The organism is Amycolatopsis pithecellobii (genome assembly GCF_009707865.1).
Taxonomy (GTDB): Bacteria; Actinomycetota; Actinomycetes; order Mycobacteriales; family Pseudonocardiaceae; genus Amycolatopsis_E; species Amycolatopsis_E pithecellobii.
In genome coordinates, this window is the sequence record NZ_WMBA01000008.1 from 69,008 (window position 1) to 94,237 (window position 25,230).

Sequence of the window (25,230 nt, forward strand, 5' to 3'; positions counted from 1 at the left end):
CTCAGATCTCCTTCACGTGTTCGAAAGGCTCCTGGCACGAGCGGCAGCGGCGCAATGCCCGGCACGCCGTGGGACCGAAGTCCGACAACAATTCCGTTGCGGGCGAACCACATCGCGGACACCGCACCTGGCGTGCGGGCGGCGTCAGGGTCAACCGGACCGGCCCGCGTGGCGCGGCGCCGGGTGGCGCGATCCCGGCCTCGGCGAGCTTCTTACGCCCCGCCTCGGTGATCCAGTCGCTCGACCAGGCCGGAGACAGCACCGTGCGCACTTCGACTTTCCCGTAACCGGCGTCCGACAGTGCGTGCACCAGGTCGTCGCGCATCGTGTCCATGGCCGGGCAGCCGGTGTAGGTCGGGGTGATCGACACCGTCACCCGTCCGTCCTTTTCGGACACTTCGCGCAGCACGCCGAGATCGGCGAGGGTCAGCATCGGCAGCTCCGGATCGGTCACCGCCGCGGCCACGTCGCGTGCGCTCATCACGTCACTTTCCGCGGTGTTCACCAGGTCGCCTCCGGCAAGGCACGCGCCACGCTCTGCAGTTCGGCCAGCAGGGGGCCCAGCGCCTCGGTGTGCACGCCGTCGCGCCCCATCCGGCCCGCCACGCCCGCGCGTGGCGGGACTTCGGGCGTGGTCAGCGTGGCCGCCGAGAGCACCTGCGCGAGCACGTCGTCGAACTCCTCCCGCGGCACCAGCACGCCGGCCTGGCGCTCGATTTCGTGTGGAGTGAACAGTTCTCCGACGTACGGCCACACCGATTCGAGCCCGGCCCGCATCCGCTCGTGCGAGTACTCGGTGCCATCGCCCAGCCGCACCGCCCACCGGGCCGCGTAGTCGCGGTGGTAGGCCAGCTCCTTGATCCCCTTGGCTGCGATCGCCCTGAGCACCGGGTCCGCGCTGCCGGTCAGCCGCTGGAACAACGCGAGCCGCCAGGTCGAAAACACCAGCAGCACGGCGATCAGCTGCCCGAAGTCGCCGCGTTCCAGTTCGGCGAGCCGGACGTTGCGGAACTCGTGCTCCGCACGGAAGAACGCGAGCTCGTCCTCGTCGCGACCGGAACCGTCCGCCTTTCCCGCGCGGGCCAGTAACAGCCGAGCCTGGCCGAGCAGGTCCAGTCCGATGTTCGCGATCGCCACCTCGTCCTCCAGCTCGGGCGCGTTCGTGCACCACTGCTGCAGGCGGTGGGAGAAGATCAGCGCGTCGTCCCCGAGCATGAGGCAGTATGCGCCCAGCGCGGCACCGTCCATTCCGGATGGAACGGAAGTGTCCACACCGGACAGCGGATCCTCGAACCCGGTGCCGAACGCCCAGCGCGAATCGTCCGACGCGTCGGCGAGAGCCTCGAAAGCGTTGTCGAAAGCCATCACACACTCACATGTGGGGAACGTTGTCGGGAATGTCGTAGAACGTCGGATGCCGGTACACCTTGTCCGCGCTCGGCGCGAAGAAAGGGTCCTTCTCGTCAGGACTCGACGCCGTGATGTCGGCGGCCTTGACCACCCAGATGCTCACACCCTCGTTGCGGCGGGTGTAGAGATCACGCGCGTTGTGCAGGGCCATCTCGTCGTCCGCGGCGCGCAGCGAACCGACGTGCACGTGGTTCAGACCACGCTTACCTCGAACGAATACCTCGTACAGCGGCCAGTCGCTCATCGGTGCCTCCTCGCGTGCGCGGCCGCCGCCTCCCGCACCCACTCGCCGTCCTCGTGTGCCTGGCGGCGATGCGCGACCCGCTCGGCGTTGCACGGCCCGTTGCCCGAGACGACCTGTTTGAACTCGGCCCACTCCAGCTCACCGAAGTCGTAGTGCCCGCGCTCTTCGTTCCAGCGCAGTTGCGGGTCGGGCAGCGTCACGCCGAGGGCTTCCGCCTGCGGTACCGACATGTCGACGAAGCGCTGGCGCAGCTCGTCGTTGGTGTGCCGCTTGATCTTCCACGCCATCGACTGCGCGGTGTTGGGCGAATCACCGTCGGGCGGGCCGAACATCATCAGCGACGGCCACCACCAGCGGTTCACCGCGTCCTGCACCATCTCCCGCTGCGCCCGGGTGCCCTTCATCATCGTCATCAGCAGCTCGAAACCCTGCCGCTGGTGGAAGGACTCCTCTTTGCAGATCCGGATCATCGCCCGCGCGTACGGCCCATAACTACTGCGGCACAACGGAACCTGGTTGCAGATCGCCGCGCCGTCCACGAGCCAGCCGATCACCCCGACGTCGGCGAAACTCAGCGTCGGGTAGTTGAAGATCGACGAGTACTTCTGCCTGCCGGTGATGAGTCGCTCGGTGAGGTCACCGCGGTCGGCGCCGAGGGTTTCCGCCGCGGAGTACAGGTACAGCCCGTGGCCGGCTTCGTCCTGCACCTTCGCCAGCAGGATCGCCTTGCGACGCAAGGAAGGCGCGCGGGTGATCCAGTTGCCCTCCGGCTGCATCCCGATGATCTCCGAATGCGCGTGCTGCGCGATCTGACGGATCATCGTCTTGCGGTAGCCGTCAGGCACCCAGTCACGTGGTTCGATACGCTGATCCCGTTCCAGCGTGTGCTCGAAATGCTGTTCCAAGTCCTTTTCGGACAGTGTCGCGGTCATGCGTTCTCCTTGGCCACCAGCGTCAGCACGTCGTACTTCGCGACCGAGTCACCGGCGCCGTTGGTGACGTCGGCATCCCACCGCACTTCACCGTAGTCCTGATCGTTGCGCGGCGTGATCTGCTTGGCGGTCAACGTGACCGTCAGCTCATCGCCCGGCTTGACCGGGGTCAGGAAGCGCAGGTTCTCCAGGCCGTAGTTGGCCAGCACGGGCCCCGGCTCGGGTGAGACGAACAGCCCCGCCGCGAACGACACCACGAGGTACCCGTGCGCCACGATCCCGCCGAACAACGGGTTCGCGGCAGCGGCCGCCGGGTCGGTGTGGGCGTAGAAGGTATCCCCGGTGAACTCGGCGAAATGGTCCACATCGGACTGTGTCACCACCCGGGGGCCGGCCACCACCGAGTCGCCGATCTTCAGCTCCGCCAACGACTTCCGGAACGGGTGCACACCCTCGGCGCGTGGCGTACCCGGCACCCAGCGGCCCGTCACCGCGGACAGCACCTTCGGGCTCGCCTGCACCGCCGTGCGCTGCATATGGTGCAGTACACCGCGAATACCGCCTATCTCCTCGCCGCCGCCCGCACGCCCGGGACCGCCGTGAACCAGTTGCGGCAGCGGCGATCCGTGACCGGTCGACTCCTTTGCGTCGTCGGCGTCGAGCACCAGCAGCCGTCCGTGCCATGGCGCCGCGCCGAGCACCACCTCGCGCGCGAACTCCGCGTCACCCGTCACCACCGAGCCCGCGAGGCTGCCCTGTCCGCGCGCGGCGTATTCGACGACCTGCGTGGTGGACGTGTAGGGCAGCAGCGTGGCGACCGGCCCGAACGCCTCGACCTCGTGCGGCTCGGCTCGCTCCGGGTCACCGGTGAGTAGCACTGGGGAGATGAACGCACCACGCTCGGCGTCGGCGCCGACGACCTCGACTTGCTCCGGGTCCCCGAACACCACCTTTCCCGCCGACAGCAACGCTTTCAGCGAGCGGCGGACCTCCTCGCGCTGCTCCAGGCTCGCGAGCGCACCCATCCGCACCCCCTCCGCGGCCGGGTTGCCGACCGTCACCTTCGCCAGCCGCGCGCTCGCCGCCCCGGCGACGTCGTCCAGCAGCGCGGCCGGCACGAACGCGCGCCGGATCGCGGTGCACTTCTGCCCCGCCTTCACCGTCATCTCGGTGACCAGCTGCTTGACGAACAGGTCGAACTCCGCCGTGCCCGGGGTGGCGTCCGGACCGAGGATCGAGCAGTTGAGGGAGTCGGCCTCGGCATTGAAACGAACGGAGTGTCGGACCACGTTTCGATGCGCCCGCAGTTTCTGCGCGGTGGACGCGGAACCGGTGAACGACACCAGGTCCTGCCCCGTCACGTGGTCGAGCAGATCGCCCGCGCTGCCACAGACGAACTGCAGTGCCCCTTCGGGCAGAATCCGTGATTCGATGATCAGCTCGACCAGCCGCGCGGTGAGGTACGCCGTCTGGCTCGCGGGCTTGACCAAGCTCGGCACCCCGGCGAGGAACGCTGGCGCGAACTTCTCCAGCGGCCCCCATACCGGGAAGTTGAAGGCGTTGATCTGCACGGCGACGCCGCGCAGCGGAGTGGCGATGTGCTGACCGACGAAGGTGCCGCCGCGACCGAGCGGCTCGACACCACCGTCCACATACACCGTGTCGTTCGGCAGCTCACGCTTGCCTTTGCTCGCATAACTGAACAAGACGCCGATGCCACCGTCCACATCGAACTTCGAGTCACCGAGCGTCGCGCCGGTTTTGGCGGAGAGTTCGTACAGCTCGTCACGATGCTCACGCAGTTCGGACGCGAGGGCCTTGAGCAGGGCCGCTCGCTGGTGGAAGGTCAACTCGCGCAGCGCGGGCCCGCCGACCCGCCGGCCGTAGTCCAGCGCCGCGGCCATGTCCACGCCCGTGGACGAGATACGGGCGACTTCCTCGCCGGTCACCGCGTCACGCAGCGGAACTCCCTGGTCAGGCGCGGTATGCCAACCGCCGCTGACGTAGCTGCGCAGGAGCGCCATCTGTCCTCCTCAGTCAACCTGCTCCGGCCGACTCGATAATAACCGACCGAACGTTCAGGAATTCATGATAGCGTCTTGACAACCCCCGGGCCAGGGGTCAGTTTGATTACCGTCCGTTCGGTTAGTGTCAAGGGGCGTCATGTGACCGTTTCTCCAGCCGCACAAGCGATGTTCGACGACGACGTCGCCTCGAAATCCCTCGGCATCGAACTTGCCGAGGCCGACGACGGGCGCGCCGTCGCCCGGATGACGGTGACCGCCGAGATGGTCAACGGGCACGGCATCGCACACGGCGGCTTCCTGTTCCTGCTGGCCGACACCGCCTTCGCATGCGCGTGCAACAGCCACGGTCCCGTCACGGTCGCCGCCGGTGCCGAGGTCTCCTTTGTCGCCAGCGCCCGTCTGGGCGACGAGCTGGTCGCGACAGCCGAGGAGCGCACCCGCTACGGCCGCAACGGGATCTACGACGTCACCGTCCGCCGCGGCGATGCGGTCATCGCCGAGTTCCGCGGCCGGAGCCGCACGATTTCCCAGAGCTGAGGAGCCACCACGATGCGCAGCGAAGTGCCACACGCGAGGCGTCTGGGGCCCGCACCCGCCGCCGATGATCTTTCCCCGGCCGAGCGGATGAACGTGGACGAGCTCCGATCCGTCCAATTGGAACGTCTACAGTGGACTCTCCGGCACGCGTACGAAAACGTCCCCTGGTACCGCAAGAAGTTCGACGAGGCCGGTGTACACCCCGATGACTGCCGATCACTCGAAGACCTCGCGAAGTTCCCCCTCACCAGCAAGGCCGACCTGCGCGAGAACTACCCGTTCGGCATGTTTGCCGTGCCCCAGCAGGAGATCCGCCGGATCCACGCGTCCAGCGGTACCACCGGAAAGCCCACCGTCGTCGGCTACACCGAGGCCGATCTGGACACCTGGGCGAGCGTGATGGCCCGCTCGATCTTCGCCGCCGGGGGGCGTGCGGGGCACAAGGTCCATGTCGCGTACGGCTATGGGCTGTTCACCGGCGGGCTGGGCGCACACTACGGCGCGGAAAAGCTTGGCGCCACGGTGATTCCGGCGTCCGGCGGGATGACCACGCGGCAGGTGCAGCTCATCACCGACTTCCGGCCCGAGATCATCATGGTCACCCCCTCGTACATGCTCACGCTGCTCGACGAGTTCGAGCGCCAGGGGATCGATCCGCGCACGAGTTCGTTGCGGATCGGCATTTTCGGCGCCGAACCGTGGACCGAGGCGATGCGGGCCGAGATCGAAGAGCGGCTGGACCTCGACGCGGTCGACATCTACGGCCTGTCGGAGGTGATGGGTCCCGGTGTCGCGCAGGAGTGCATCGAAACGAAAGACGGCCTGCAGGTCTGGGAGGACCACTTCTACCCCGAGGTCATCGACCCGGTCGAGGAAACCGTGCTGGCGGAAGGCGAAACCGGCGAACTGCTGTTCACGTCGCTGACCAAGCAGGCGCTGCCCATCATCCGCTACCGCACCCGTGACCTGACCGCGCTGCGACCGGGCACGGCGCGGCCGTCGTTCCGGCGGATGGACAAGGTCACCGGCCGCAGCGACGACCTGATCATCCTCCGTGGGGTCAACGTGTTTCCGACGCAGATCGAGGAAATCGTGCTCGCCACGCCGGGGCTGGCTCCGCATTTCCAGATCCGGCTGACGCGTGAGGGCCGGATGGACGAGGCGACTGTGCTCGTCGAGGCACGCACCGACACTCCGCCCGACCGCCGTGCCCCGGCCGCACACGAGATCGCGGTGCGGGTGAAGGAAGGGATCGGGGTCAGCATCGGCGTCGAGGTGCTCGATCCGGACACGCTGGAACGGTCGGTCGGCAAGTTGCGGCGTGTGCTGGACCAGCGGCCACGCGAGTGAATCACGGTTGGGATACTGACGGCATGACGACCACGCCGACCACGCGCCCGGCCAAACGCGGCAGACCGGGCTACGACCTGGAGTCGCTGCTGGCCGTCGCCGTCAAACTGTTCAACGAGCGCGGGTACGACGGCACCAGCATGGAGGATCTGTCACGCAAGCTCGGCATCACGAAATCCGCGATCTACCACCATGTGCCGAGCAAGGAGGAATTGCTGCGGCTGTCGGTGAACCGTGCGCTCGACGGATTGTTCGCGATCGTCACCGAGCTGGATACCGTCGACGGCCGCGCGCTTGAACGGCTGGAACACCTGGTGCGCGGTAGTGTCGCGGTGCTCGTGGAACGACTTCCGTTCGTGACATTGCTGTTGCGCGTGCGGGGAAACACCAAAGTGGAACGTGACGCGCTCGCTCGGCGGCGCGAATTCGACCATATCGTCACGTCGCTGGTGTCCGAAGCGATCGCCGACGGCGACCTGCGTTCCGATATCGACCCGGCGACCGCGGCCCGCCTGCTGTTCGGCATGGTCAACTCGCTGATCGAATGGTACAGACCACGTGGCGGCATCGGTGCCGAGGTGCTCGCCGACTCGGTCGCGGCGATGGCGTTCGATGGCCTCCGGGTGCGCGAATCCTGACGCAGGCCCCCGAAAAGGGGCCCGCGTCAGCTCGGATTAGCGTTCCTTGCCAAAGGCGTCCTTCGCGGCGTCCTTGACTTTCTCAGCGGCCTGCTTGAGCTCGCTCTTACCCTGCTCGGCGCGGCCTTCGGTCTTCCACTCATCGTTGTCGGTGGCCTCGCCGAGGCCCTCCTTGGCCCTGCCTTTGAGCTCTTCGGCCTTGTTCTCGAACTTGTCACTCATGGCGACTCCTTTCGACGCTCAACCACGGGTACCCGGGCTGAGCGACGCCGACACCTCACGAAGCTGCCGCCGCGAATTGGGCCGAGTACAGGCGGTAGTAGGCGCCCTTGGCCTCCAGCAGCTCGTCGTGCGTGCCCTGCTCGACGATCTGCCCCGACTCCATCACCAGGATCAGGTCCGCGTCACGGATCGTGGACAGCCGGTGTGCGATCACGAAACTCGTCCGTGAGGACCGCAGCGCCGCCATTGCCTTCTGCACCAACGCTTCCGTCCGCGTGTCGACCGAACTGGTTGCCTCGTCGAGGATCAGGAGCGACGGCGAAGCCAGGAACGCTCGCGCGATCGTCAGCAGCTGCTTCTCCCCCGCGCTGACGTTCGTGCCCTCCTCGTCGATCACCGTGTCGTACCCGTCGGGGAGCGTCCGCACGAACCGGTCCACGAACGTGGCCTTCGCCGCGGCGACGATCTGGTCCTCGGTCGCATCCGGCTTGCCGTAGGCGATGTTGTCCCGGATCGTCCCGCCGAACAGCCAGGTGTCCTGCAGCACCATGCCGATCTGACCGCGCAGGTCCTGCCGCCGCAGGTGCGTGATGTCGACCCCGTCGAGCGTGATCCGGCCCGCGTCCAGCTCGTAGAACCGCATGATCAAGTTCACCAGCGTGGTCTTTCCCGCCCCGGTCGGGCCTACGATCGCGACCGTCTGCCCCGGCTCCGCGACCAGCGACAGGTGCTCGATCAGCGGTTGCTCCGGCCGGTACGCGAAACTCACGTCGGTGAACTCCACCCGGCCACGCCGCTCGGCCGGCAGCGACGCGGCGTTGCTCCCCGTCGCGTCGGGCTCCTGCTCCTCGGCGTCCAGCAGCTCGAACACCCGCTCCGCGGACGCGACGCCGGACTGCATCAGGTTCGCCATCGACGCGATTTGCGTCAGTGGCTGGGTGAACTGCCGCGAGTACTGGATGAACGCCTGCACCTCGCCCAGCGTCATCGCGCCCGAGGTGATCCGCAGCCCGCCGACCACCGCGACCACGACGTAACTGAGGTTCGACAGGAACATCATCGCCGGCATGATCAGCCCGGACACGAACTGCGCCCCGCGGGCCGCCTCGAACAGCTCGTCGTTGCGGCGCCGGAACTCCTCCTCCGACTCGCGCTGCCGCCCGAACACCTTCACCAGCTGGTGCCCGGTGAACGACTCCTCGATATGCGCGTTCAGCGTGCCGGTGTGCTTCCACTGCGCGATGAACAGCTTCTGCGAACGCTTGCCGATCTGGCCGGTCACCAGCACCGAAATCGGGATGACCGCCAACGCGATCACGGCCAGCAGCGGCGAAATGGTAAGCATCATGACGATGACACCGAGCACGGTCAGCACCGATGTCATGAGCTGGCTCAGCGTCTGCTGCAACGTCGAGGAGATGTTGTCGATGTCGTTGGTGACGCGGGAAAGCAGCTCGCCGCGCGGCTGGCCGTCGAAGTAGCGCAACGGAAGCCGGTGCAGTTTCGCCTCGACCTCCTCGCGCAGCCCGAAAACCACCTTCTGCACGACGCGGTTGAGCAGCCGTCCCTGCGCCCAGCCGAACACCGAGGACGCGAGGTACAGACCCAGCACCCACGACAGTTTCTGGCCCAGCGCGGCGAAATCGATCCCGCCACCGGGGACATGCCGCAGATGTTGCAACACGCCCTGGAAGATCACGTCGGTGGCGTCTCCGAGCAGCTTCGGGCCGGCGACGTTGAAGGCGACGGACGTGACGCCGAGCGCGATCACGACGATGAACGCGAACCGTTCCGGCCGCAGCCGCCCGACGAGCCGCTTCGCCGACGGGCCGAAGCTCTTCGCCTTGGCGGGCGGCATACCCATACCGGGCATACCGCGCCCCATCGGGCCCATCGGCCGCGGCGCGGGTCTGCTCTGGGTGGTGGTCACGCCGCCGCTCCCCTCTGCTGGACATCGGGAGCTTCGCGATGGTCGATCATGCCGACCCGCCTTCTGGATGTGTTCCCGGTTGAATGGGCAGGGATCGCGAGTCGGCCGGCAGGACGATCGCCGCGGAATTTCGCGCCGAGGCGGCCGATGTCGCTCGTTGCGCCGGCGCCGACCGGCTCGGCTCCGCCGTTGGCCCGGCGCTCGGGTCGCAACAATCCGGCACGATGAAGTTCATCTTCTCCCGGTCCGCGTTCGCCTCGATCCACCGCGGTCCGGCCGGCAAAACGTTCTCCTCGCGGAAAAGCGCCGCGGGCCAACACCGGCAGACTGCCACCGCTGCTTGACAGAAACATCAGGCCGCCTCCGCGGGAGTCAACTGGGACTGGACGATCTCGACGTAAGTCGGGCAGGTGTCCAGAAGTTCGTGGTGGGTTCCGACGCCGACGATCGCGCCGTCGTCGAGGACGAGAATCTGGTCGGCGTCGAGGATCGTGGTGACCCGCTGCGCGACGACGAGCACCGCCGCGTCCCGGGTGTGCGGGCGTAGCGCGGCCCGCAGTGCCGCGTCGGTGGCCAGGTCGAGCGCGGAGAAAGAGTCGTCGAACAGGAAGACCTCCGGCCGCCGCACGAGCGCCCGCGCGATCGACAACCGCTGCCGCTGGCCGCCGGAGACGTTGGTGCCACCCTGCGCGATCGGCGCCTCCAGCCCGCCCGGCATCTCCCGCACGAAATCGGCGGCCTGCGCGATTTCCAGCGCCTGCCACAGTTCCTCGTCACTCGCCTCGGGATTGCCGTACCGCAGATTGCTCGCCACCGTGCCGGTGAACAGGTACGCACGCTGTGGCACCAACCCGATCCGGCTCCACAACACCACCGGCTCGAGTTCCCGCACATCCACCCCGTCGAGGCGCACCACGCCCTCCGTGACGTCGATCAGCCGGGGGATCAGCGAAAGCAGGGTCGACTTGCCGGCACCGGTGCTGCCGATGATCGCGGTCGTGGTGCCGGCGGTGGCCCGGAACGACACGTCCCGCAACACGGGCTCGGCCGCGCCGGGATAGCGGAACTCGACGCCCGCGAACTCCAGTTCGGCCCTGCTCCTCAGCTCGCGTACCGGCGCAATCGGCGGGCGCACCGAGGATTCGGCGTCCAGCACCTCGTTGATCCGCTCGGCACACACCGCCGCACGCGGGATCATGATCGAGATGAAGGTGGCCATCATGACCGACATCAGGATCTGCAGCAGGTAGTTGAGGAACGCGGTCAGCGCGCCGATCTGCATCTCGCCGGTATCGACGCGATGCGCGCCGAACCACAGCACCGCGACGCTGGAGGCGTTGAGGATCAGCATGACCGTCGGGAAGATCAGCGCCTGCAGCCTGCCGACGCGCAGCGCCGTGTCGGTCAGCGTCGCGTTCGCGTCGGCGAACCGGCGGGTCTCCGCGTTCTCACGGACGAACGCGCGCACCACCCGGATGCCCGACAGCTGTTCCCGCAGCACCCGGTTGACCTGGTCGATCCGTTCCTGCATGCGGCGGAACTGCGGCACCATCCGGACCACGATCGCACCGATGGCGATCACCAGCACCGGGACGCATACCAGCAGCAACCAGGACAGGCCGAGGTCCTCGTTGAGCGCGAGCACGATCCCGGCGAAGCACATGATCGGCGCGGTGACGAGCATCGTGCACACCAGCACGACGAGCAGCTGGACCTGCTGCACGTCGTTGGTCGTGCGGGTGATCAGCGACGGTGCGCCGAAACTGGAGACTTCGCGGGCGGAGAACTCCCCGACCCGGTGGAAGATCGCGGCGCGCACGTCACGGCCGAAGCCCATCGCGGCGCGGGCGCTGAAGAACACCGCGCCGACCGAGCAGATGATCTGCAGCAGCGTGACCGTCAGCATCCAGGCGCCGGTGGACACGATATAGCCGGTGTCACCCCGGATGACCCCGTTGTCGATGATGTCGGCGTTCAGGCTCGGCAGGTAGAGCGACGCGACCGTGCCGATGAGCTGCAGCACGAACACGACCGTCAGCTCCTGCCGATACGGCCGCAGGTATGTGCGTAACAGGCGAATGAGCAACAGGTCCCCCCGGGAGAAACCAACCGTACCTACTGAGTCGTTCGTTACCAATCCGACCACAGTCACGGCTATCCGGCTTCCGTGGCAACGGTTACGTGCTGCTCGGGGTCTGCCTACTTTTGGTCGGATTAGTAACGTGGACACCATAGCCCCGTAATATAAGAAACGCAAAGTTTCTAAGGAGCCAGGTGACCGAGTCCAGGCCGCGCCGCCGTGGCGAGCAGCTCGAAACGGCGATCCTCGACGCCGCCTGGGACGAGCTGCGGGAAACGGGCTACAGCGGTTTGACCATCGAAAGGGTCGCAAGCCGGGCCGGAACGAGCAAGCCAGTTATTTACCGCCGCTGGGGCAACCGGGCCGAACTCGTGCTCGCGGCCTGGAGCAGGCATGTCCCGGGCCGGCCGGACCCGATCGACACCGGCGCCCTGCGGTCGGATCTGGTGGTGCTGTTCAGCCGGATGGCACACCGGGCGAGCGACATCGTCGGCGGGATGATCGCGGGCGTGATGAGCGAGGCGTTCCGCGATCCCGAGGTGATCGCCCTGCTGCAGGAGCAGTTGCGGTTGTCCCCACTGCCGGAGGCGGTGGGCAGGATGGTCGCGAGGGCGGTCGAACGCGGTGAGCTGCCGCCGGTCACGGTGCCGGCGCGGGTGGCGCGGCTACCGCTCGACCTGATCCGTAACGAGGCGATAATCGCCGGCAAACCGCTGCCTGCGCGGACGATCCACGAACTCGTGGACGACGTTTATCTTCCGCTGCTGCACGGGCTCAGTGCCCGTGGTAGTGGTGCATGACGGCATGCCCCTTGCCGCGGCCGATCATCCACCGATTGACCGGAGTCGTGACCAGGAACGCCAGTAGCAGTGACCCGGCCAGCGCACCCCAGAACAACCCGGTGGCCAGCCCCGCGTCCATCGCGCCCGGGATGGCGACGATGACGAGGTTGTCCACGATCTCCATCACCGCGATCGACACGGTGTCTGCGGCGAGCGCGATCTTCACCGCGGTCCGCAGGTCCACGCCCGCGCGCAGCACGCCGCGCATCGTGAGGGCATAACCGAACACGAACGCGAGCGCGATCGACAGCACGACAGTGGCAGTGGTGGTCAACCCGGCCGCGGAGCCGATGACCATGCCGAGCACCTCGCCGATGGCGCAGCCGGTGAGGCAGTGCAGGGTCGCCTGCGACGCGGCGCCCCATGTGGCCGTTGCGTGGTTCATGCTCCCCACTATACCCCCTATGGGTATCAACCGGGAGCGCTCCACGGCACCGCGGAGTTCATCAGGCCGACCATGCCGGACACCAGCCGCAGCTGTTCGACAGTGCGGATGTCGGCCTCGACGAGCCGTGGCGAGCACACCAGCACAGCGAGCGCCTGCGCCCGCGACAGTGCCACGTTGAGCCGGTTGCGCGACAGCAGGAAGTCGAGCCCGCGCGGCAGATCGACGGCCGAGGACGAGGTCATCGTCGCGATCACCACCGGCGCCTCCTGCCCCTGGAACCGGTCCACCGTGCCCACCCGCACGCCGGCGAACCCGGCCCGCTCCAGTTCACGGCTGACCACCCTGGCCTGCAGGTTGTACGGCGCGACCACGAGAAAGTCCTTGTCCGACAACGAACGACGGCCGCGCTCGTCCGTCCACACGCGACCATGCACAGTGGATACCAGCTCGACCACCGCGGCGGCCTCCTCCACCGAACGCGTGGTGTTGCCCCGGTGCGCCACCTCCAGCAGGTGCAGCCCGGACCGCAGCCCCTCGATTCCGCGCGCCGCCGCCGAGGGGTGCGCGTGCAGCAGGCCCGCATACGAAAGGCGCGAAACCGGCGCGCACACATCGGGATGCATCCGCCGGCTCTGGTCGAGGAAATACCCCAGCTCCGGCGGGATGACGTCGGCGTCGCCGAGCAGATGCCCGAGCGCGGACGCCGCCGCCCCGGCCGGATGGGTGCCCTGCACGACCTGCGGCAGCTGCTGCGGATCTCCCAGCAGCACAAGGTTTTTCGCCGCCGTCGACACGGCGAGCGCGTCGGCGAGCGCGAACTGACCGGCCTCGTCGATGATCAGCACGTCGAACGGTTCGGCGCGGAGCGCGGTGTTGGCGAAGGTCCACGCGGTACCGCCGACCAGATGCCCTTCGTCGTGCTCGGTACGCCACCGGGCCAGCGCGTCGTTGGTCTTCGGCTGGTCCCACGGCTGCTGGGGGTCGGGCGCCTTGCGCGGGCGCTTGGCACACGGCAGCCCCGGCGCATTCGCCTTCGCCGCGGTGAGCACGTTCTCCACCGCCTTGTGGCTGTTCGACGTCACGGCCACGGTCTTGCCCGCCCGCACCAGGTGTGCGATGAGTTTGCCTGCCAGGTAAGTCTTTCCGGCGCCGGGCGGGCCCTGCACGGCGAGCGTGGACCCGTCAAGCGCGTCCACCGCTTCGATGACCGTCCGCACCAGATCCTCGCCAGGATCGGGCAACGCGCGGCCGCCACGGAGCCGGGGTGCGCTGCGGCGCAAGAGATCGAGGCCGGGGTGCGCGGGTAGCTCGGGCAGCCGGTCCACCACGTACTGGGCGAGCTCGGCCACCGCTTCGTCCTTCGGCGCGGGCCGGACAGGACTGCCCGGCAGCACCGCCTCGGGCAGCGTCGCCGCCGTTTCGCCGACGGGGCAACTTTCTTCCACCATCAGCTCCTCCGCCGACGCGGCGACCACCCGCGCATCGCGGGCTTCTCCGCCGTACCGGAGCCGGACCTGGTCCCCGGCGGTGAACGGGTGCGGCCGGTCCGGATCACAGGAGAAGGTCAGGGTCCGCTTCGCCAGCTTGGCCCGGCCTGACGGCGGCACCCACGCTCCCGGGTCGGCCGAGACCGGCACGGCGCACGTGGTGTCGGCCTCGAGATCGCTCAGCGGAGCGGCGAGCTGGCGGAAGAATTCCCACCACGCCGGGTTGGTCTCGCGCCGGTGGTAGCCGACCGATGCGGCAAGCAACGCGCCCGTCTCGTCACCGGAGTTCTGCAGCGCGTCCACCAGTTTCGCAAGCTGCTCGGCACGTTCCGCGCGGCGTTCGGCCGCGAGCCGGTCCGAGGTGTCACGCAGCAAAGCGTCCACTTCGGACTCTTCGACGACGGACTTCGGCGCTATACCGGCCTTTTTGCGAATCTCGTGCAGGAACTCGAACAGGCGGAGGGTCGAGACGCAGTCGTATTCGTTGTAGTCACTGATCCCACGCAGCACCTCGGCGGCCTGTGCACGTTCGCCGAGGTTCTCCAGCGTCAGGTACTCCTCGTACGCCTCGATGCTCGACGCCGCCGTCTTCACCTCACCGTCCCGAGTGGACGGCATGTGCAGCGGTTCGAGGTACTTGATCGAATACGACCGCTGCGAGACCCGCAAAGCCTTGCGCACCACGGCATACAGATCAACGAGCACACCGCGGCGCAGCAGGTCGTCCACCTCTTCCTCGCGCGTGCCGTGCAGCGCGGCGAGCCGCTTGAGCGCGGTGACCTCGTACGGTGCGTAGTGGTAGATATGCGCTTCGGGATCTTCGGCCAGACGGGCGCTCGCGAAGTCGACGAACTGCTCGAAGGCGCGCTTCTCGTCGTCGCGGGAATGCGCCCAGAACGGGGTGAACTCGGCGCGGGAGTCCACCGCGCCGAAGAGGTACTCCAGGCCCGCACCGCCCAGCGCGTACGGATCCCCTTCCATGTCAAAGAAAACGTCCCCCGGCCGGGCAGCGGGCAGCGCGGCGAGCGGGTCCGGATCGACGATCTCGTAGCTGATCTCACCGGTGGTGTCCTGGCGGACCTGGATCACGGCCTGCGCACGCAGCGCCGTGAAGGTGCGCTCGGACATGTCACGCGGCCGGTCCTGCGGTGCCGCGGTGGCCAGGCGGTCGATCGTCGGCAGACCGGCCTCGGCGAGCTTCCGGCGCTGGTCGCCCCGTATCCCGGCGACGAGAGACAGGTCACGGCCGGCTTCGCGGCCCGCCGCGCAGTGCTCGGCGAAGCCGCAGCCGGCGCACGCCGGGCGCTCGTCCGACCACAGCCGGTCGGGCAACCGCGGCGTGCGCGCGACGAGCTTGGCGCGTAACCGGTGCAGCAGCGGCAGGAAGTCGTCGGCCCGCAGGCTGGTCGTGCTGCCGTCGCCGAGCAGCAGATGCAGGTGCGGCCCGGCGGGCCAGCCGCCGCGACGCAACGCGTCGGCATATGCCGCGACCTGCAGCACCGCCGACGGCCTGGCGTGGCGGGCGAGTTTCGTGTCGTACACCTCGTACCGGCCCTCGTCGTCCCGCACCAGGAAATCGGCGCGGCCGGTGAACTCGCCGTCGTCGAAAACCGCCTGGTAGATCACGGCTGCGCCGGCGCGCAGCGCCCGTTCCGTTGCGGCCGCGGCGGTTTCGCGATCACGGAAGTCGATCTCCACGAGGCCGGGCCGCTCACGCCGGAACACCTCCAGCGTCGCCCGTTCATGCGCCTGCCCGTGCTTGACGGCGAGCGGATCACCGCCGGCCCGCGGGCGGGGCGCGCCGGGCAGGCCGGCGGCGTAGGCCTGGGTGAGCATGCTGCGGTGCTCGCATTCGAGCAGGTCGGCGAGGTCCGAGGGCGTGTGCATCGCCGGGAAGTCTGACACCCGGCACGCGGCGCGAGGCCCAGGACACGCTGGCGGTCCCGAAGAACCCGGCACCCGCCTGGAGTTTGCGGGCACAATCGAAGGGGAACGCCACACCCGACGAAAGGCATCCGATGACACGCACCGTCAAGATCCCCGACGAAACGCATCCGATCACGGTCGAACCGACCGAGGGGCGGGTCGTGGTCAGGGCCGGCGGAAAGGTGATCGCCGAGAGCACCTCGGCTCTGACCCTGCGCGAGGCGAACTACCCGCCGGTGCAGTACATCCCACTGTCCGATGTGGACCCGAGCGTGCTGCGCTCCAGTGACACCACGACGTACTGCCCGTACAAGGGCGACGCCGGCTACTACAGCGTCGTCGTCGCGGAGCAGGAGCTGACCGACGCGGTGTGGACCTACGAGCAGCCGTACGACGCCGTCGCGAACATCGCCTCGCATGTCGCGTTCTATCCCGACAAAGTGGAGATCACCGTCGAGAGCTGAACCGAAGCCGGCGCTGTGCGGCCTTCTCACAACGAGATGACCGTCGTGCCGAGGACCTGGCCCTGCGCGTCGTAGGCGGTGATGGTGCTGGTCGGCTCGGCGCCAGGTACTTTTTCGCCGAGGTCGACGTCGGGCAGCAGGAAGGTGCCGTTGTGCACCGGCGACTGGACCGGCGCGGACTCCCGGCGGGACAGGCTCACCGACACCACGTTCGGCGACTTGGTCATGCCCGCCACGGCGACAGTGTCGCTCACGCTCGCCCCGGAAGGCTTGCCGCGGAAGGCATAGAACACGCTAGTGGTGAAGAGCAGCGGACCGGGTGTCGCTTCGTGGTCGCGGAAACCGTTGCCCGCCGTCTCGTCGTCGATCTTGAGCCGCACACCGGAGCCGCGCGGCGAGTCGTCGATGATGCAGATCGCCAGCAGGCTTCCGTACTTGCCGAGTTGCGCGGTCTCGTGCTCATTCAGGGCCTGCGAATAGGTCGGCTGCCAGTCGGCTGCGTCGGCCACGGGAAAGGGCGAACGGGCGAAGCAGTCGTCGAGGCGGCGCCCGTCCGGGGTGGAGCGCTCGCCAGGTGTGCCGGGCCGGTCGGTGACTGCCGGGACAGCCGCCGGAATCGCGCCCGGCGGAACCGACCTGGCGCCGCCCTGGGCCTTCGGCGAACCTCCGACGTAAAAGGTGAGCCCACGCGAGCCGCGAGGCAGCCCGTTGGGCACGACGAACACGCCGTTCTCGACTCCCGCCAGGCTCCGCTCGGCGGACCCGGCGCCGGGCCCGACGGACAGCGTCGTGAACTGAGGGTTCATCACCCCGGCGACGGTGCCGAGGCTCGAGATGAACGTCGCCCGCACGTCGCCGCCCGTGTCGCCGCCCGCCGGTGCGGACACGGTCACGGTCGCCGGAGTCGTTTCACAAAACACAGGCCCCTCTGACGTGGCGAACGCGACCACGGTGACGCCGTGCAGCGACGCGGTCAGCAGCGGTTGCCAGCGAACCGCTTCCGCGGGCCGTTGCGCCGCACACCGGGCGGCGACGGCGGGCGGAGCGACACCGCGCTGCACTTCGTATTGCTCGTCCGGTGTGAGCCAGGTGTTTCCTGTGGGTGGAGGTCCGGACTCGCCCACCGGGCGGGAGTCTCCCTGCCTGATGGCGAAAGAACCGGCGCTCACCACGAGCGCGAGGATCACCACGGCGGCCGCCACCATGGCCCAGCGCCCGCGTCCGTGGTCCTGTCGTATCCCGTTCAAGACGCGCTGCCGGGCTCGGATGCGCACCGCGTCGGGGAGCGGGCGCTCGGACGGCAGGTCGAACAGGTCATTCATTGGTGTCCTCGGTGAGTTTGTGGAGGCGAGCGCGGGCGCGGGACAGGCGGGAGCGAATGCCGGTTTCGGAAACGCCGAGCAGCTCCGCCGCGTCCGCGGTGGTCATCTCGCCGAGCAGGCAGATCTTCACGGCTTCCTGCTCCGCTGGAGGCAGTTCGTCGATCGCGGCGAGCACCCGGTGCAACCGCTGCCGCACCGCGTTGTCGTCACTGATCTTTTCGGCGTGATCGGGCGTTGGTTCGCTGACCAGTTTCGGGGCTATGCGCAGGAACCTCCGTCGCCGGCGGTGTTCCTGGCGAGACAGGTTGGCGGTGACCGTGTAGAGCCACGGCAGCGCGCTGTCCCGGATGAGCCGGACCTCTCGCCTGCGCTGCCATGCAGTCATGAAGGTCGTCGCCAGCAGGTCCTCGGCGGCGGGCGACGAGCCCGCCAAGCGGCACGCGTAGTTCCAGATCGCCTGCGCGTGGCGGTCGTAGAGTGCGGCGAAGGCGTCGTGGTCGCCGTAGGAGATCAGGTACCACAGTTCGCCGTCGGTCCACGCCGAGTGGTCGTGCGCGGACCCGGCCGGAGGCACCCATCCTCCTCTCCCTGGCAATGTGGTCGTCACGTGCGTCTTGTGGTCGCCCGTCGGCCGCCGTTGCAGAATTCGCCAGTTATGTGATCCACTTCACGTACTGCCGGTCGCGAGGGTCAGCCTTCTGTGCGCGCCTCGATCGCCCGGACCACCGCCGCCATGTCCTGCTCGCCATGGCCCATCGCAAGGGTTTCGCCGTAGAGCGCATGGCAGATGTCCAGCAACGGCGCCGCGACACCGGAATTGTGCGCGGCTTCGGCGATGAGCCGGTTGTTCTCCAGGACGTTGGTGATCGAGGCCTGCACGGTGAAATCGTTCGTGACGAGCTTGTGCACCTTGACCTTCGACACCGGGCTGGCCATCGGCCCGGCGTCGAGCACCGAACGGAACCGCTCGAGGTCGAGGCCGTGCCGCTGGGCGAAATGGGTCGCCTCGGCGAGCCCGGTGACCATCGTGATGAGGTAGAGGTTCACGGCGAGCTTCATCGTCAGCGCGTCCGGAACCTGGCCGCACACCACGGTTTCCGCGCAGATCGGCGCCAGCAGCGGACGCACCCGCGCGACGGCGGCCTCGTCCCCGGCGAGCATTCCGACGAGTTCGCCCGCCTCGGCCGGTTTACGCGAGCCGGACACCGGCGCTTCGACGTAGTCCCCGCCCGCGGTACCGACGTCGGCCGCGAGCCGGCGTGAATACCCGGGCGAGGTCGTTCCCATGTGGACGATCGTGTGCCCGCCCGCGAGGCGCGCGAACTCCGGTGTACCCCGCCCGAGCGCGGCGTCCGTCGCGCCTTCGTCAGCGAGCATCATCAGCACGATTTCGGCCTGGCCAAACACTTCCGCCGGTGTGGTGGCGACCTGCGCCCCGGCCGCGCGCAACGGCCTGGCCTTGGCCGCGGTGCGGTTCCACGCCACAAGCTCAGTACCGGCCCGCACCAGGTTGAGCGCCATCGGCGCACCCATCACCCCGAGCCCGAGAAACCCGACCTTCATACCCCTCAGTCTATATGACAACTGTCATAGACCGGTCAGGCGCGAGGACCAACTGTTGCCATGGCGCGATCGACCGCGTCGGCGAAGGAGGCCTCGGCGCCGGAGGCGAGCCACGCGTGGTGCGCGGCCATGAGGCAGCCGAACGCCGCGGCGGTCACCGCGCGCGGGGTCGGATCGTCCATGGCGTAAGGCTTTCCGGCCTGTTCGGCACGGCTCAGCAGTTCGGTGACGACGGCGTCCTGCAGGTACTGGAGCTTCTGCAGATAGGCGGCGAACAACGCGGGGGTCTGGAAAACCATCCGGTGGACTTCCTCCGCCACCTGCTCGCGCCCCGGCGCCTGCGTACCGCCGACGAGTACGCCGAACATGCGGTGCAGGGACGTCCAGACGGGCTCACGGGCCGGGCGCTCATGCAGGACGGCGAGCCTTTCCTCCATGATGCCGTCGAACTTGCCGAGGACGATCTCCTCCTTGACGGCGAAGTAACGGAAGACGCTGCGCGGTGACATGCCGGCGGCCGATGCGATGTCCTCGATGGTGGTGGCCTCGAAACCGCGCTCGATGAACATCACCTCGGCGGCCTTGGCGATCTCCGTCCGCACGGCCCGGCGCGCCCGCTCCCGGAGATCTGGCTGCCTACGCTGGCGCCATGGCTCCAGCAAAGACCATCGTCATCACCGGCGCCAGCGACGGCATCGGCGCCGCCGCGGCTCGCCGGCTCCATCGAGACGGCCATCGGGTCGTCGTCATCGGCCGCTCGCCGCAGAAGACAGCGGCCGTCGCCGCCGAACTCGGCGCGGACCATTACGTCGCCGACTACAGCCGTCTCGACGACGTCCGCAAGCTCGCGGCGGACCTGACCGCCGCCTACCCCCGCATTGAGGTGCTCGCCAACAACGCCGGTGGCCTCTTCGGCGACCGCACCAAGACCGTCGACGGATTCGAGAAGACCTTCCAGATCAACCATCTCGCGCCGTTCCTGCTCACCCGGCAGCTGATGGACACGCTCGTTGCCAGCAAGGCGACGGTGATCCAGACCTCGAGTGCCGTCGCACGCTTGAGCGGTAAGCTCGTCCTCGACGATCTCGACCACGACCGGGATTTCAGCGCGATGCGGGCATACGGCACGGCGAAACTCGAGAACATCCTGTTCACCAAGGAACTGCACCGCCGCTACCACGAGCAGGGCGTCTCCGCGGCCGCCTTCCACCCGGGAGGTGTCGCGTCCAACTTCGGCCGGGAGTCCGAGAGTTTCCTGAAATACTTCGCCGGCACTCGCCTCGCCCGGATGTTCCTGGCCTCCCCGGACCAAGGTGCCGGACAGCTGGTGTGGCTCGCCACCGGCACGCCCGGCACCGACTGGGTTTCCGGCGCCTACTACGAAAAAGGCAAACCCGCCAAGCGGAACAACCCGCAGGCCCTCGATGCGGAACTGGCCCGCCGGCTCTGGGAGCGTTCCGAGGAACTACTCGCCTGACCCGGCTCAGATCCCGGCCTGTGCCAGCCGCTCCTTGAACGTCCTGGCGCGCTCGGCAGCCGGTTCGTCGAGAATGCCGTCGTCGAACCAGTTCGCCAGCGCCGCCCACAGCCGGGCGCGCGAAGACGGCTGGAACCACTTGCCCAACTGCCGTTCCTCCCTCGGTGGCCGCGTGATGTTCGGCGCGCGCAGCGGCCGGTTCGGGCAGGCGTCGGCCGCTGGTGCGGGATCGCGGAAAAGCTCGGCGAGTTCGTCCATCCGGTTCTCGCAGCCTCGGATATGCGCACCGGCGACCTCGTTGATCAACGCGATGCCTTCCGCGCCTTCCCGGACGCCACGCAGCGCATCCCCGCCGGCAAAACCTTCATACGTCCGGAACAGCATTTCGTCGCTGTAGAGCGGATAACGCACGACACGCTCGCCGAATCCGTACTTGCGCGCAAGCTTCCGCAGTTTGACGATGGTGCCGGTCCTGGTCAGCCAGTCGCGCCGGTTGACGGCCAGGTCCTGGATCTGTTTCCACGCCTCGTCTTCCGTCGCATACAGCTCGCGAGCCAAGCGCACATCGTGATGCTGTTCCGGGGTGACGCCCTCCCAGATCTGGGCCAGGCACTGTGCGGCCGCGTGCACCAGCGAGCCCATGTACACCAGCTGTTCCCACACATGCAGCCGCGTCGGGCGCAGCGACGCGGGCCGCGGCAGCGCGAAGGTGACCATCTCGAAATTGCGGAAAGCCGGCTGGCCACGCAACGCCGCAAGGTCCGGGTCTTCGGAAAGCGCGAAGTCACGCACCTTCGCGATGAAGCCGGTGTGACTGCCCGCCGCCGCCCGGTACAGCTCCCGCACCGCCAACTTGGCGATGTTCTCCCGTTCGCCGCGATCGAGATCGGGTCCCTGGTCGGTTTCGTCGAACCGGTCCGTCGGCAGCAGGGCGACCGCATAGGCGCAGGCGGCGTTGTAGTGCTCGTGCCACGTCGAACCGTTGAGGCGCTTGGACAACGTCGCCTCCACCGCGCTTTTCAACGCCGTGGACGGCGGTGGCCACTGCCCGGCGTCGTAGAGCGCCAGGATTTCCGGAATCGGCTCCACCTTGGTGAACAACTGGCCCAGCGCCACACCCGGCTTGCCCGCGCCGGCGAACGCCATTCCCCGCCGCAACGCGATCCAGGCCAACGCCACCTTCACCGAATTCTGCGAAAGGACGTCGGCCACATGCCGGGTCGGGCGCCGCTTGAAAAAGGAACTCGGATAATAGTCGTACCGGAGCCGTTCCAATTCGTATTGCGAAAGCGCGCACAGATATGAACGCAGCTCGATGGCGTGGGACTTGCTGTCGTCCTGTCTGGCCCCCGGTGCCGGAATCGCCAGCACGCTGTCACGATCCGTGAGCTCGTCGATATCGTGGTACCGGTGGTCGAACCGGCGGCTGATCACCCGGCGCAGGTGGGCGCGCTGAGTTTCGCGCCGGCTCCAGTGCGCCGGATGCGCGCAGCCCTCCTCGCGCCGCCACCACTGCTCGGCCACCCAGTCACCCTGGCCCAGCACGGTCGCGTGCCGGAACCGGGCGAGCAGTTTGGCGGTTTCGAAATCACCGGCGCGCGGCGAGTTCTCGATCGCGAAATCGTCGGTGTTCCACCAGTCCGCGAGCACCGGATCGCTCCGGCTGCAAATGATGATGATGTCGTCGTAGGTGACCAGCGCGTCGAGAAACAGATCGAGTTGTTCCTGTAGATAACCGATCTCGAGTCTGATGTAGACATTCGTCGGGTCGTATTCCAGCGCACGGTGGTACTCCGCGAGTGCCTCGTCGTAGCGGCGCTCGGTGCGGAAATGGTGTGCGCGCTGGTAGGCGTCGAACAGTTCCGGGGGAATGGCGGCGCCACGCCACGCCGACCAGTGCGCGCTGTTGCAGAACTCGCTGCGGGGCATCACGAGCGCGGCGACGGAACTCGCCGCGCGCTCGAGCACCCGCTCCCAGCTGGTGTCCTCGATGACCAGCGGGCTGGCGGCGAAATTGGGCAGGCGCACCAGTTCGATCAGTAGCCGGTGGGTGGTCACCGGCCCCTGTCCCGGTGGCAGGACGGTGCCCTTGACCGAATAGGCGCACGGCGGGCTGCCCAGCCGCACCAGCCGGGCCAGTACCTTCCACAGCCCGTTGCTCGCGCCGTCGCCCGCGGTTTCGACGATCGTGATGAAGTCGTATGAGGACACCGAACCCGGCACCGCGGTCGGCCGGTACAGCCGCGAATTACCGAGCTCGCGTTTGAAGCCCGCGGTGAGTTCCAGTGCGGGCACCCCGCAATCGCCGTCGGAGTTGCCGAAGACTTCGACCGATATCCGCAGCGCGTGATAGGCGTCGTGCTCCAGCCTGCCGCGTCCGACGCTGTAGAGGGCGAGTACGAGCAGCGCGGTGATACAGGTCGCCTGCACCAACGTCCAGGTCACGGTGGTGGAAACCGTCGCGCCCGAACCCGGGCGGCCGGGCCAGGAAAGAAAGTACGGAACGGTGAACAGCGCCACGGCCGCCGCCAGGAACGCCGCCAGCGCCAGCCACCAGCGCACCCTGTGCGGCTCCGGCAACTCCGCCGGCTCGGTGACAGGCCTCGATTTCCTCGGCATCGCCGGGCACACCCCATTTCCGCGTCCTCTCTGACAACGGAATGCGGGCGCTGCCCGTTACAGGATGCTATTGAGAAAACGCGGACAGGAATCGGTCACGGAAAGCATCCATCGGCCAGACGGGCGCCTTCGGGTCGGGCCGCAGTCCCGGAGTCCAGCCCCAGCTCGAAATCCGGTCCAGCACCTTGGGATCCTTCGCCACGATCGTGATCGGCACGTCGCGGCTTGCACCTTCGCTGCCGGTGACGGCGGTGTTCGGCTGGTGGTCGCCGAGGAACACCAGCACCGTGTTCTCGTCGCCGTAGGTCTGCAGGTACGAGATCAGCGTGCTCAGTGAGTACTGGATGGAATCCCCATACGCGGCACGGGTGTTCGCCGGTGACGACCACGCCTCCGGCAGCTGCCTGCCCTGAGCGGGCATCGGCTGGTAGACCGATCCGTCACCGACCTGGTCCCAGCCGACCATCCGCGGCAGCGGAGCCCACGGCCAGTGACTGGACACCAGCACGATCTCCGACATCACCGGCGGATGCCCCGGCTTCGCGAGTTCGTTGTCGTGGAACATTTTCATCGTGAACTGGTCGGGCATCGTCGCGTAGGAGAAGCTCGGCCCGTGGTAGCCGACGTTGCGGGCGTCGTAGACCTGCCGGTAGCCGTAGAACGCGCCTTCCGGCCAGTCGGCCATGTTCGCCGGTTCGTCCGCGACCGTGCGCCAGCCGGCGTTGCCGAACGCCTTCGCCAACGTCAGCCGGTCACTGCCGACAAGAGTGTTGTAGCGCTGCTGGTTGTTGACCCAGGTTCCCGACTCCAATGTGGAGTGTGCGAGCCAGCTGCCGCCGCCGGTTGTCGACGACGTGAGGAACCCGCTGCGCGCATCGAATCCGGCCGCCCGCAAGGAATTCGTGCCGTTGTCGAGCAGCGCGTCGACACCGGGCGCGATGTCCGAGTCCTGCACCGCGACCCGCCCGTAGCTCTCGACGAACGTCAGCAGCACGTTCTTGCCGCGCAACCCGGTCAGCAACCCCTGCGGCGGGGTGTTCCGGTAGGCGTCGGTCGCCAGCTCCTGCTCGAACGCCGTGTGGTCGTGAAGATCGGCAAGCACCTGGCGCCCGTCGTGGTACACCAGCGAAGCCGCGGTGCGCGCGGCGACCGGTTCACCCGCCTCGAACTGGAGTGCCGTCACCGCGCACACGATCCACACCACGCCGAGCACGGCCGCGGTGCCGCCGGCCGTTTTCCGGTGCCCGGCGGTGATCCGCGCGAGCCGCATCGCCGCGAGCGCCGTCAGGACCAGCAGTGCGACGACGAGCAGGCACACCCCCACCGCCGCGGCGATCGCGGCCACTTTGCCCGCCGAGTCCTCGACCAGCCCGACCGCCGGTGGCAGGAAACTCCAGTCGAACACGAGGTTGAACGGCCGGTCGAAGGCGATGAAGAAGCCGATGTCGGCGAGCTTCACGATCAGCACGAGTCCCAGCCCCGCGCCGAAAACCGCGGCCACGATCCGCCTCGGCCGCGGCGGCAACAGCAGCGCCAGCCCCACCCCGGCAATGGCTTCCACCGGGAGCCGCAGGAACGCCAGCACGGAGAACCGGCTCAGCTGATCCGGGACGAGCAGTGCGCCCAGCACGAGCACCACCGCCAGCGCGGTGAGCACGCGCCCCACGATGCGCCTGCCCCGCCCGGGCTCTTCGAGCGCGACCGGTTCCATGGGCACACGCGTCAGCAACGACACCGGAGGTCCTTCCGTCGGGACGGTCACTTGCTACACG

Annotated in this window: 23 protein-coding genes; 7 read left to right on the forward strand and 16 right to left on the reverse strand. The window is 68.1% G+C overall.

The features are described 5' to 3' along the window. Position 1: 1 nt before the first annotated feature. From paaD to paaZ, 5 genes are read right to left on the reverse strand one after another with little or no spacing between them, the layout of a single operon-like run. A complete protein-coding gene (paaD, locus tag GKO32_RS07855) occupies positions 2–481 on the reverse strand; it encodes a 1,2-phenylacetyl-CoA epoxidase subunit PaaD (protein WP_154756212.1) in 480 nt (159 codons plus the stop codon). 20 nt (positions 482–501) lie between these two features. Next, positions 502–1,365 carry a 1,2-phenylacetyl-CoA epoxidase subunit PaaC gene (gene paaC / locus GKO32_RS07860; RefSeq protein ID WP_154756128.1) on the reverse strand — a complete coding sequence of 288 codons (864 nt, stop codon included), beginning with the start codon at positions 1,363–1,365 and terminating at the stop codon, positions 502–504. 7 nt (positions 1,366–1,372) lie between these two features. Beyond that, positions 1,373–1,654 carry a 1,2-phenylacetyl-CoA epoxidase subunit PaaB gene (gene paaB / locus GKO32_RS07865; RefSeq protein WP_154756129.1) on the reverse strand — a complete coding sequence of 94 codons (282 nt, stop codon included), beginning with the start codon at positions 1,652–1,654 and terminating at the stop codon, positions 1,373–1,375. Next, positions 1,651–2,586 carry a 1,2-phenylacetyl-CoA epoxidase subunit PaaA gene (gene paaA, locus GKO32_RS07870; RefSeq protein ID WP_154756130.1) on the reverse strand — a complete coding sequence of 312 codons (936 nt, stop codon included), beginning with the start codon at positions 2,584–2,586 and terminating at the stop codon, positions 1,651–1,653. Before paaA ends, paaB begins: the two co-directional genes overlap by 4 nt. Further along, the gene (paaZ, locus tag GKO32_RS07875) at positions 2,583–4,610 is read right to left on the reverse strand and encodes a phenylacetic acid degradation bifunctional protein PaaZ (RefSeq protein WP_154756131.1); all 2,028 of its coding nucleotides are present in this window, start codon (positions 4,608–4,610) and stop codon (positions 2,583–2,585) included. The genes paaA and paaZ overlap by 4 nt, the downstream gene beginning before the upstream one ends. Positions 4,611–4,778: 168 nt before the next feature. Here paaZ and paaI point away from each other — a divergent pair, with 168 nt between their 5' ends. From paaI to GKO32_RS07890, 3 genes are read left to right on the forward strand one after another with little or no spacing between them, the layout of a single operon-like run. Continuing rightward, the gene (gene paaI, locus GKO32_RS07880) at positions 4,779–5,150 is read left to right on the forward strand and encodes a hydroxyphenylacetyl-CoA thioesterase PaaI (RefSeq protein ID WP_154756213.1); all 372 of its coding nucleotides are present in this window, start codon (positions 4,779–4,781) and stop codon (positions 5,148–5,150) included. A 12-nt stretch (positions 5,151–5,162) separates the two neighbouring features. After that, positions 5,163–6,500, forward strand: a complete 1,338-nt coding sequence (gene paaK / locus GKO32_RS07885; RefSeq protein ID WP_154756132.1) for a phenylacetate--CoA ligase PaaK — start codon at positions 5,163–5,165, stop codon at positions 6,498–6,500. A 23-nt stretch (positions 6,501–6,523) separates the two neighbouring features. After that, on the forward strand, positions 6,524–7,138 hold the full coding sequence (locus GKO32_RS07890) for a TetR/AcrR family transcriptional regulator (protein ID WP_154756133.1): 615 nt from the start codon (positions 6,524–6,526) through the stop codon (positions 7,136–7,138). A 36-nt stretch (positions 7,139–7,174) separates the two neighbouring features. On the opposite strand, the gene GKO32_RS07895 is transcribed toward GKO32_RS07890, so the two are convergent. Continuing rightward, a complete protein-coding gene (locus tag GKO32_RS07895) occupies positions 7,175–7,360 on the reverse strand; it encodes a CsbD family protein (protein ID WP_154756134.1) in 186 nt (61 codons plus the stop codon). A 55-nt stretch (positions 7,361–7,415) separates the two neighbouring features. After that, a complete protein-coding gene (locus GKO32_RS07900) occupies positions 7,416–9,254 on the reverse strand; it encodes an ABC transporter ATP-binding protein (RefSeq protein WP_376765936.1) in 1,839 nt (612 codons plus the stop codon). Between the two features lie 119 nt (positions 9,255–9,373). Here GKO32_RS07900 and GKO32_RS07905 point away from each other — a divergent pair, with 119 nt between their 5' ends. Beyond that, on the forward strand, positions 9,374–9,634 hold the full coding sequence (locus tag GKO32_RS07905) for a hypothetical protein (RefSeq protein WP_154756135.1): 261 nt from the start codon (positions 9,374–9,376) through the stop codon (positions 9,632–9,634). Between the two features lie 8 nt (positions 9,635–9,642). Here the strand turns inward: GKO32_RS07905 and GKO32_RS07910 are convergent, their stop codons facing one another. Continuing rightward, positions 9,643–11,376 (reverse strand): ABC transporter ATP-binding protein, encoded by a 1,734-nt coding sequence (locus tag GKO32_RS07910; protein ID WP_154756136.1) that lies wholly within the window; start codon positions 11,374–11,376, stop codon positions 9,643–9,645. Between the two features lie 188 nt (positions 11,377–11,564). On the opposite strand from GKO32_RS07910, the gene GKO32_RS07915 reads away from it, so the two are divergent. After that, positions 11,565–12,170, forward strand: coding sequence for a TetR/AcrR family transcriptional regulator (locus GKO32_RS07915; RefSeq protein WP_312867634.1), 606 nt, complete (start codon positions 11,565–11,567; stop codon positions 12,168–12,170). Here the strand turns inward: GKO32_RS07915 and GKO32_RS07920 are convergent. Together GKO32_RS07920 and GKO32_RS07925 are read right to left on the reverse strand one after the other, a co-directional pair. Next, the gene (locus GKO32_RS07920) at positions 12,145–12,597 is read right to left on the reverse strand and encodes a DUF4396 domain-containing protein (RefSeq protein WP_154756137.1); all 453 of its coding nucleotides are present in this window, start codon (positions 12,595–12,597) and stop codon (positions 12,145–12,147) included. The genes GKO32_RS07915 and GKO32_RS07920 overlap by 26 nt on opposite strands. A gap of 26 nt (positions 12,598–12,623) precedes the next feature. Further along, positions 12,624–15,974 (reverse strand): TM0106 family RecB-like putative nuclease, encoded by a 3,351-nt coding sequence (locus GKO32_RS07925; RefSeq protein WP_154756138.1) that lies wholly within the window; start codon positions 15,972–15,974, stop codon positions 12,624–12,626. A gap of 131 nt (positions 15,975–16,105) precedes the next feature. On the opposite strand from GKO32_RS07925, the gene GKO32_RS07930 reads away from it, so the two are divergent. Further along, positions 16,106–16,477 carry a DUF427 domain-containing protein gene (locus GKO32_RS07930; RefSeq protein ID WP_154756139.1) on the forward strand — a complete coding sequence of 124 codons (372 nt, stop codon included), beginning with the start codon at positions 16,106–16,108 and terminating at the stop codon, positions 16,475–16,477. Between the two features lie 26 nt (positions 16,478–16,503). Here the strand turns inward: GKO32_RS07930 and GKO32_RS07935 are convergent, their stop codons facing one another. The 4 genes from GKO32_RS07935 to GKO32_RS07950 all read right to left on the reverse strand — a co-directional run bounded on the left by GKO32_RS07935 (position 16,504) and on the right by GKO32_RS07950 (position 19,964). Then, on the reverse strand, positions 16,504–17,799 hold the full coding sequence (locus GKO32_RS07935; RefSeq protein WP_154756140.1) for a hypothetical protein: 1,296 nt from the start codon (positions 17,797–17,799) through the stop codon (positions 16,504–16,506). Beyond that, positions 17,792–18,373 carry an RNA polymerase sigma factor gene (locus GKO32_RS07940; protein ID WP_312867635.1) on the reverse strand — a complete coding sequence of 194 codons (582 nt, stop codon included), beginning with the start codon at positions 18,371–18,373 and terminating at the stop codon, positions 17,792–17,794. Before GKO32_RS07940 ends, GKO32_RS07935 begins: the two co-directional genes overlap by 8 nt. A 116-nt stretch (positions 18,374–18,489) precedes the next feature. After that, entirely contained in the window at positions 18,490–19,383 is an 894-nt protein-coding gene (locus tag GKO32_RS07945; RefSeq protein WP_312867636.1) for an NAD(P)-dependent oxidoreductase, read from the reverse strand. 14 nt (positions 19,384–19,397) lie between these two features. After that, positions 19,398–19,964 (reverse strand): TetR family transcriptional regulator, encoded by a 567-nt coding sequence (locus GKO32_RS07950; protein ID WP_154756142.1) that lies wholly within the window; start codon positions 19,962–19,964, stop codon positions 19,398–19,400. 47 nt (positions 19,965–20,011) lie between these two features. Here GKO32_RS07950 and GKO32_RS07955 point away from each other — a divergent pair, with 47 nt between their 5' ends. Beyond that, positions 20,012–20,839 carry an SDR family NAD(P)-dependent oxidoreductase gene (locus GKO32_RS07955; protein WP_154756143.1) on the forward strand — a complete coding sequence of 276 codons (828 nt, stop codon included), beginning with the start codon at positions 20,012–20,014 and terminating at the stop codon, positions 20,837–20,839. Positions 20,840–20,845: 6 nt separating this feature from the next. Here the strand turns inward: GKO32_RS07955 and GKO32_RS07960 are convergent, their stop codons facing one another. Further along, on the reverse strand, positions 20,846–23,458 hold the full coding sequence (locus GKO32_RS07960) for a tetratricopeptide repeat protein (protein WP_154756144.1): 2,613 nt from the start codon (positions 23,456–23,458) through the stop codon (positions 20,846–20,848). Positions 23,459–23,525: 67 nt separating this feature from the next. Continuing rightward, positions 23,526–25,169, reverse strand: a complete 1,644-nt coding sequence (locus GKO32_RS07965; RefSeq protein WP_154756217.1) for a sulfatase-like hydrolase/transferase — start codon at positions 25,167–25,169, stop codon at positions 23,526–23,528. Positions 25,170–25,230 lie beyond the last annotated feature (61 nt).

Bases quoted from the DNA above. Each gene is read 5' to 3' on its own strand.
- GKO32_RS07965 (WP_154756217.1), bottom strand. From the start codon at position 25,169: ATGGAACCGGTCGCGCTCGAAGAGCCCGGGCGGGGCAGGCGCATCGTG.
- GKO32_RS07935 (WP_154756140.1), bottom strand. From the start codon at position 17,799: ATGAATGACCTGTTCGACCTGCCGTCCGAGCGCCCGCTCCCCGACGCG.
- paaK (WP_154756132.1), top strand. From the start codon at position 5,163: ATGCGCAGCGAAGTGCCACACGCGAGGCGTCTGGGGCCCGCACCCGCC.
- GKO32_RS07895 (WP_154756134.1), bottom strand. From the start codon at position 7,360: ATGAGTGACAAGTTCGAGAACAAGGCCGAAGAGCTCAAAGGCAGGGCC.
- GKO32_RS07955 (WP_154756143.1), top strand. From the start codon at position 20,012: ATGGCTCCAGCAAAGACCATCGTCATCACCGGCGCCAGCGACGGCATC.
- paaZ (WP_154756131.1), bottom strand. From the start codon at position 4,610: ATGGCGCTCCTGCGCAGCTACGTCAGCGGCGGTTGGCATACCGCGCCT.
- GKO32_RS07930 (WP_154756139.1), top strand. From the start codon at position 16,106: ATGACACGCACCGTCAAGATCCCCGACGAAACGCATCCGATCACGGTC.
- GKO32_RS07900 (WP_376765936.1), bottom strand. From the start codon at position 9,254: ATGGGCCCGATGGGGCGCGGTATGCCCGGTATGGGTATGCCGCCCGCC.
- paaA (WP_154756130.1), bottom strand. From the start codon at position 2,586: ATGACCGCGACACTGTCCGAAAAGGACTTGGAACAGCATTTCGAGCAC.
- paaB (WP_154756129.1), bottom strand. From the start codon at position 1,654: ATGAGCGACTGGCCGCTGTACGAGGTATTCGTTCGAGGTAAGCGTGGT.
- GKO32_RS07890 (WP_154756133.1), top strand. From the start codon at position 6,524: ATGACGACCACGCCGACCACGCGCCCGGCCAAACGCGGCAGACCGGGC.
- GKO32_RS07920 (WP_154756137.1), bottom strand. From the start codon at position 12,597: ATGAACCACGCAACGGCCACATGGGGCGCCGCGTCGCAGGCGACCCTG.
- paaI (WP_154756213.1), top strand. From the start codon at position 4,779: ATGTTCGACGACGACGTCGCCTCGAAATCCCTCGGCATCGAACTTGCC.
- paaC (WP_154756128.1), bottom strand. From the start codon at position 1,365: ATGGCTTTCGACAACGCTTTCGAGGCTCTCGCCGACGCGTCGGACGAT.
- GKO32_RS07960 (WP_154756144.1), bottom strand. From the start codon at position 23,458: ATGCCGAGGAAATCGAGGCCTGTCACCGAGCCGGCGGAGTTGCCGGAG.
- GKO32_RS07925 (WP_154756138.1), bottom strand. From the start codon at position 15,974: ATGCACACGCCCTCGGACCTCGCCGACCTGCTCGAATGCGAGCACCGC.
- paaD (WP_154756212.1), bottom strand. From the start codon at position 481: ATGAGCGCACGCGACGTGGCCGCGGCGGTGACCGATCCGGAGCTGCCG.
- GKO32_RS07905 (WP_154756135.1), top strand. From the start codon at position 9,374: ATGGGCAGGGATCGCGAGTCGGCCGGCAGGACGATCGCCGCGGAATTT.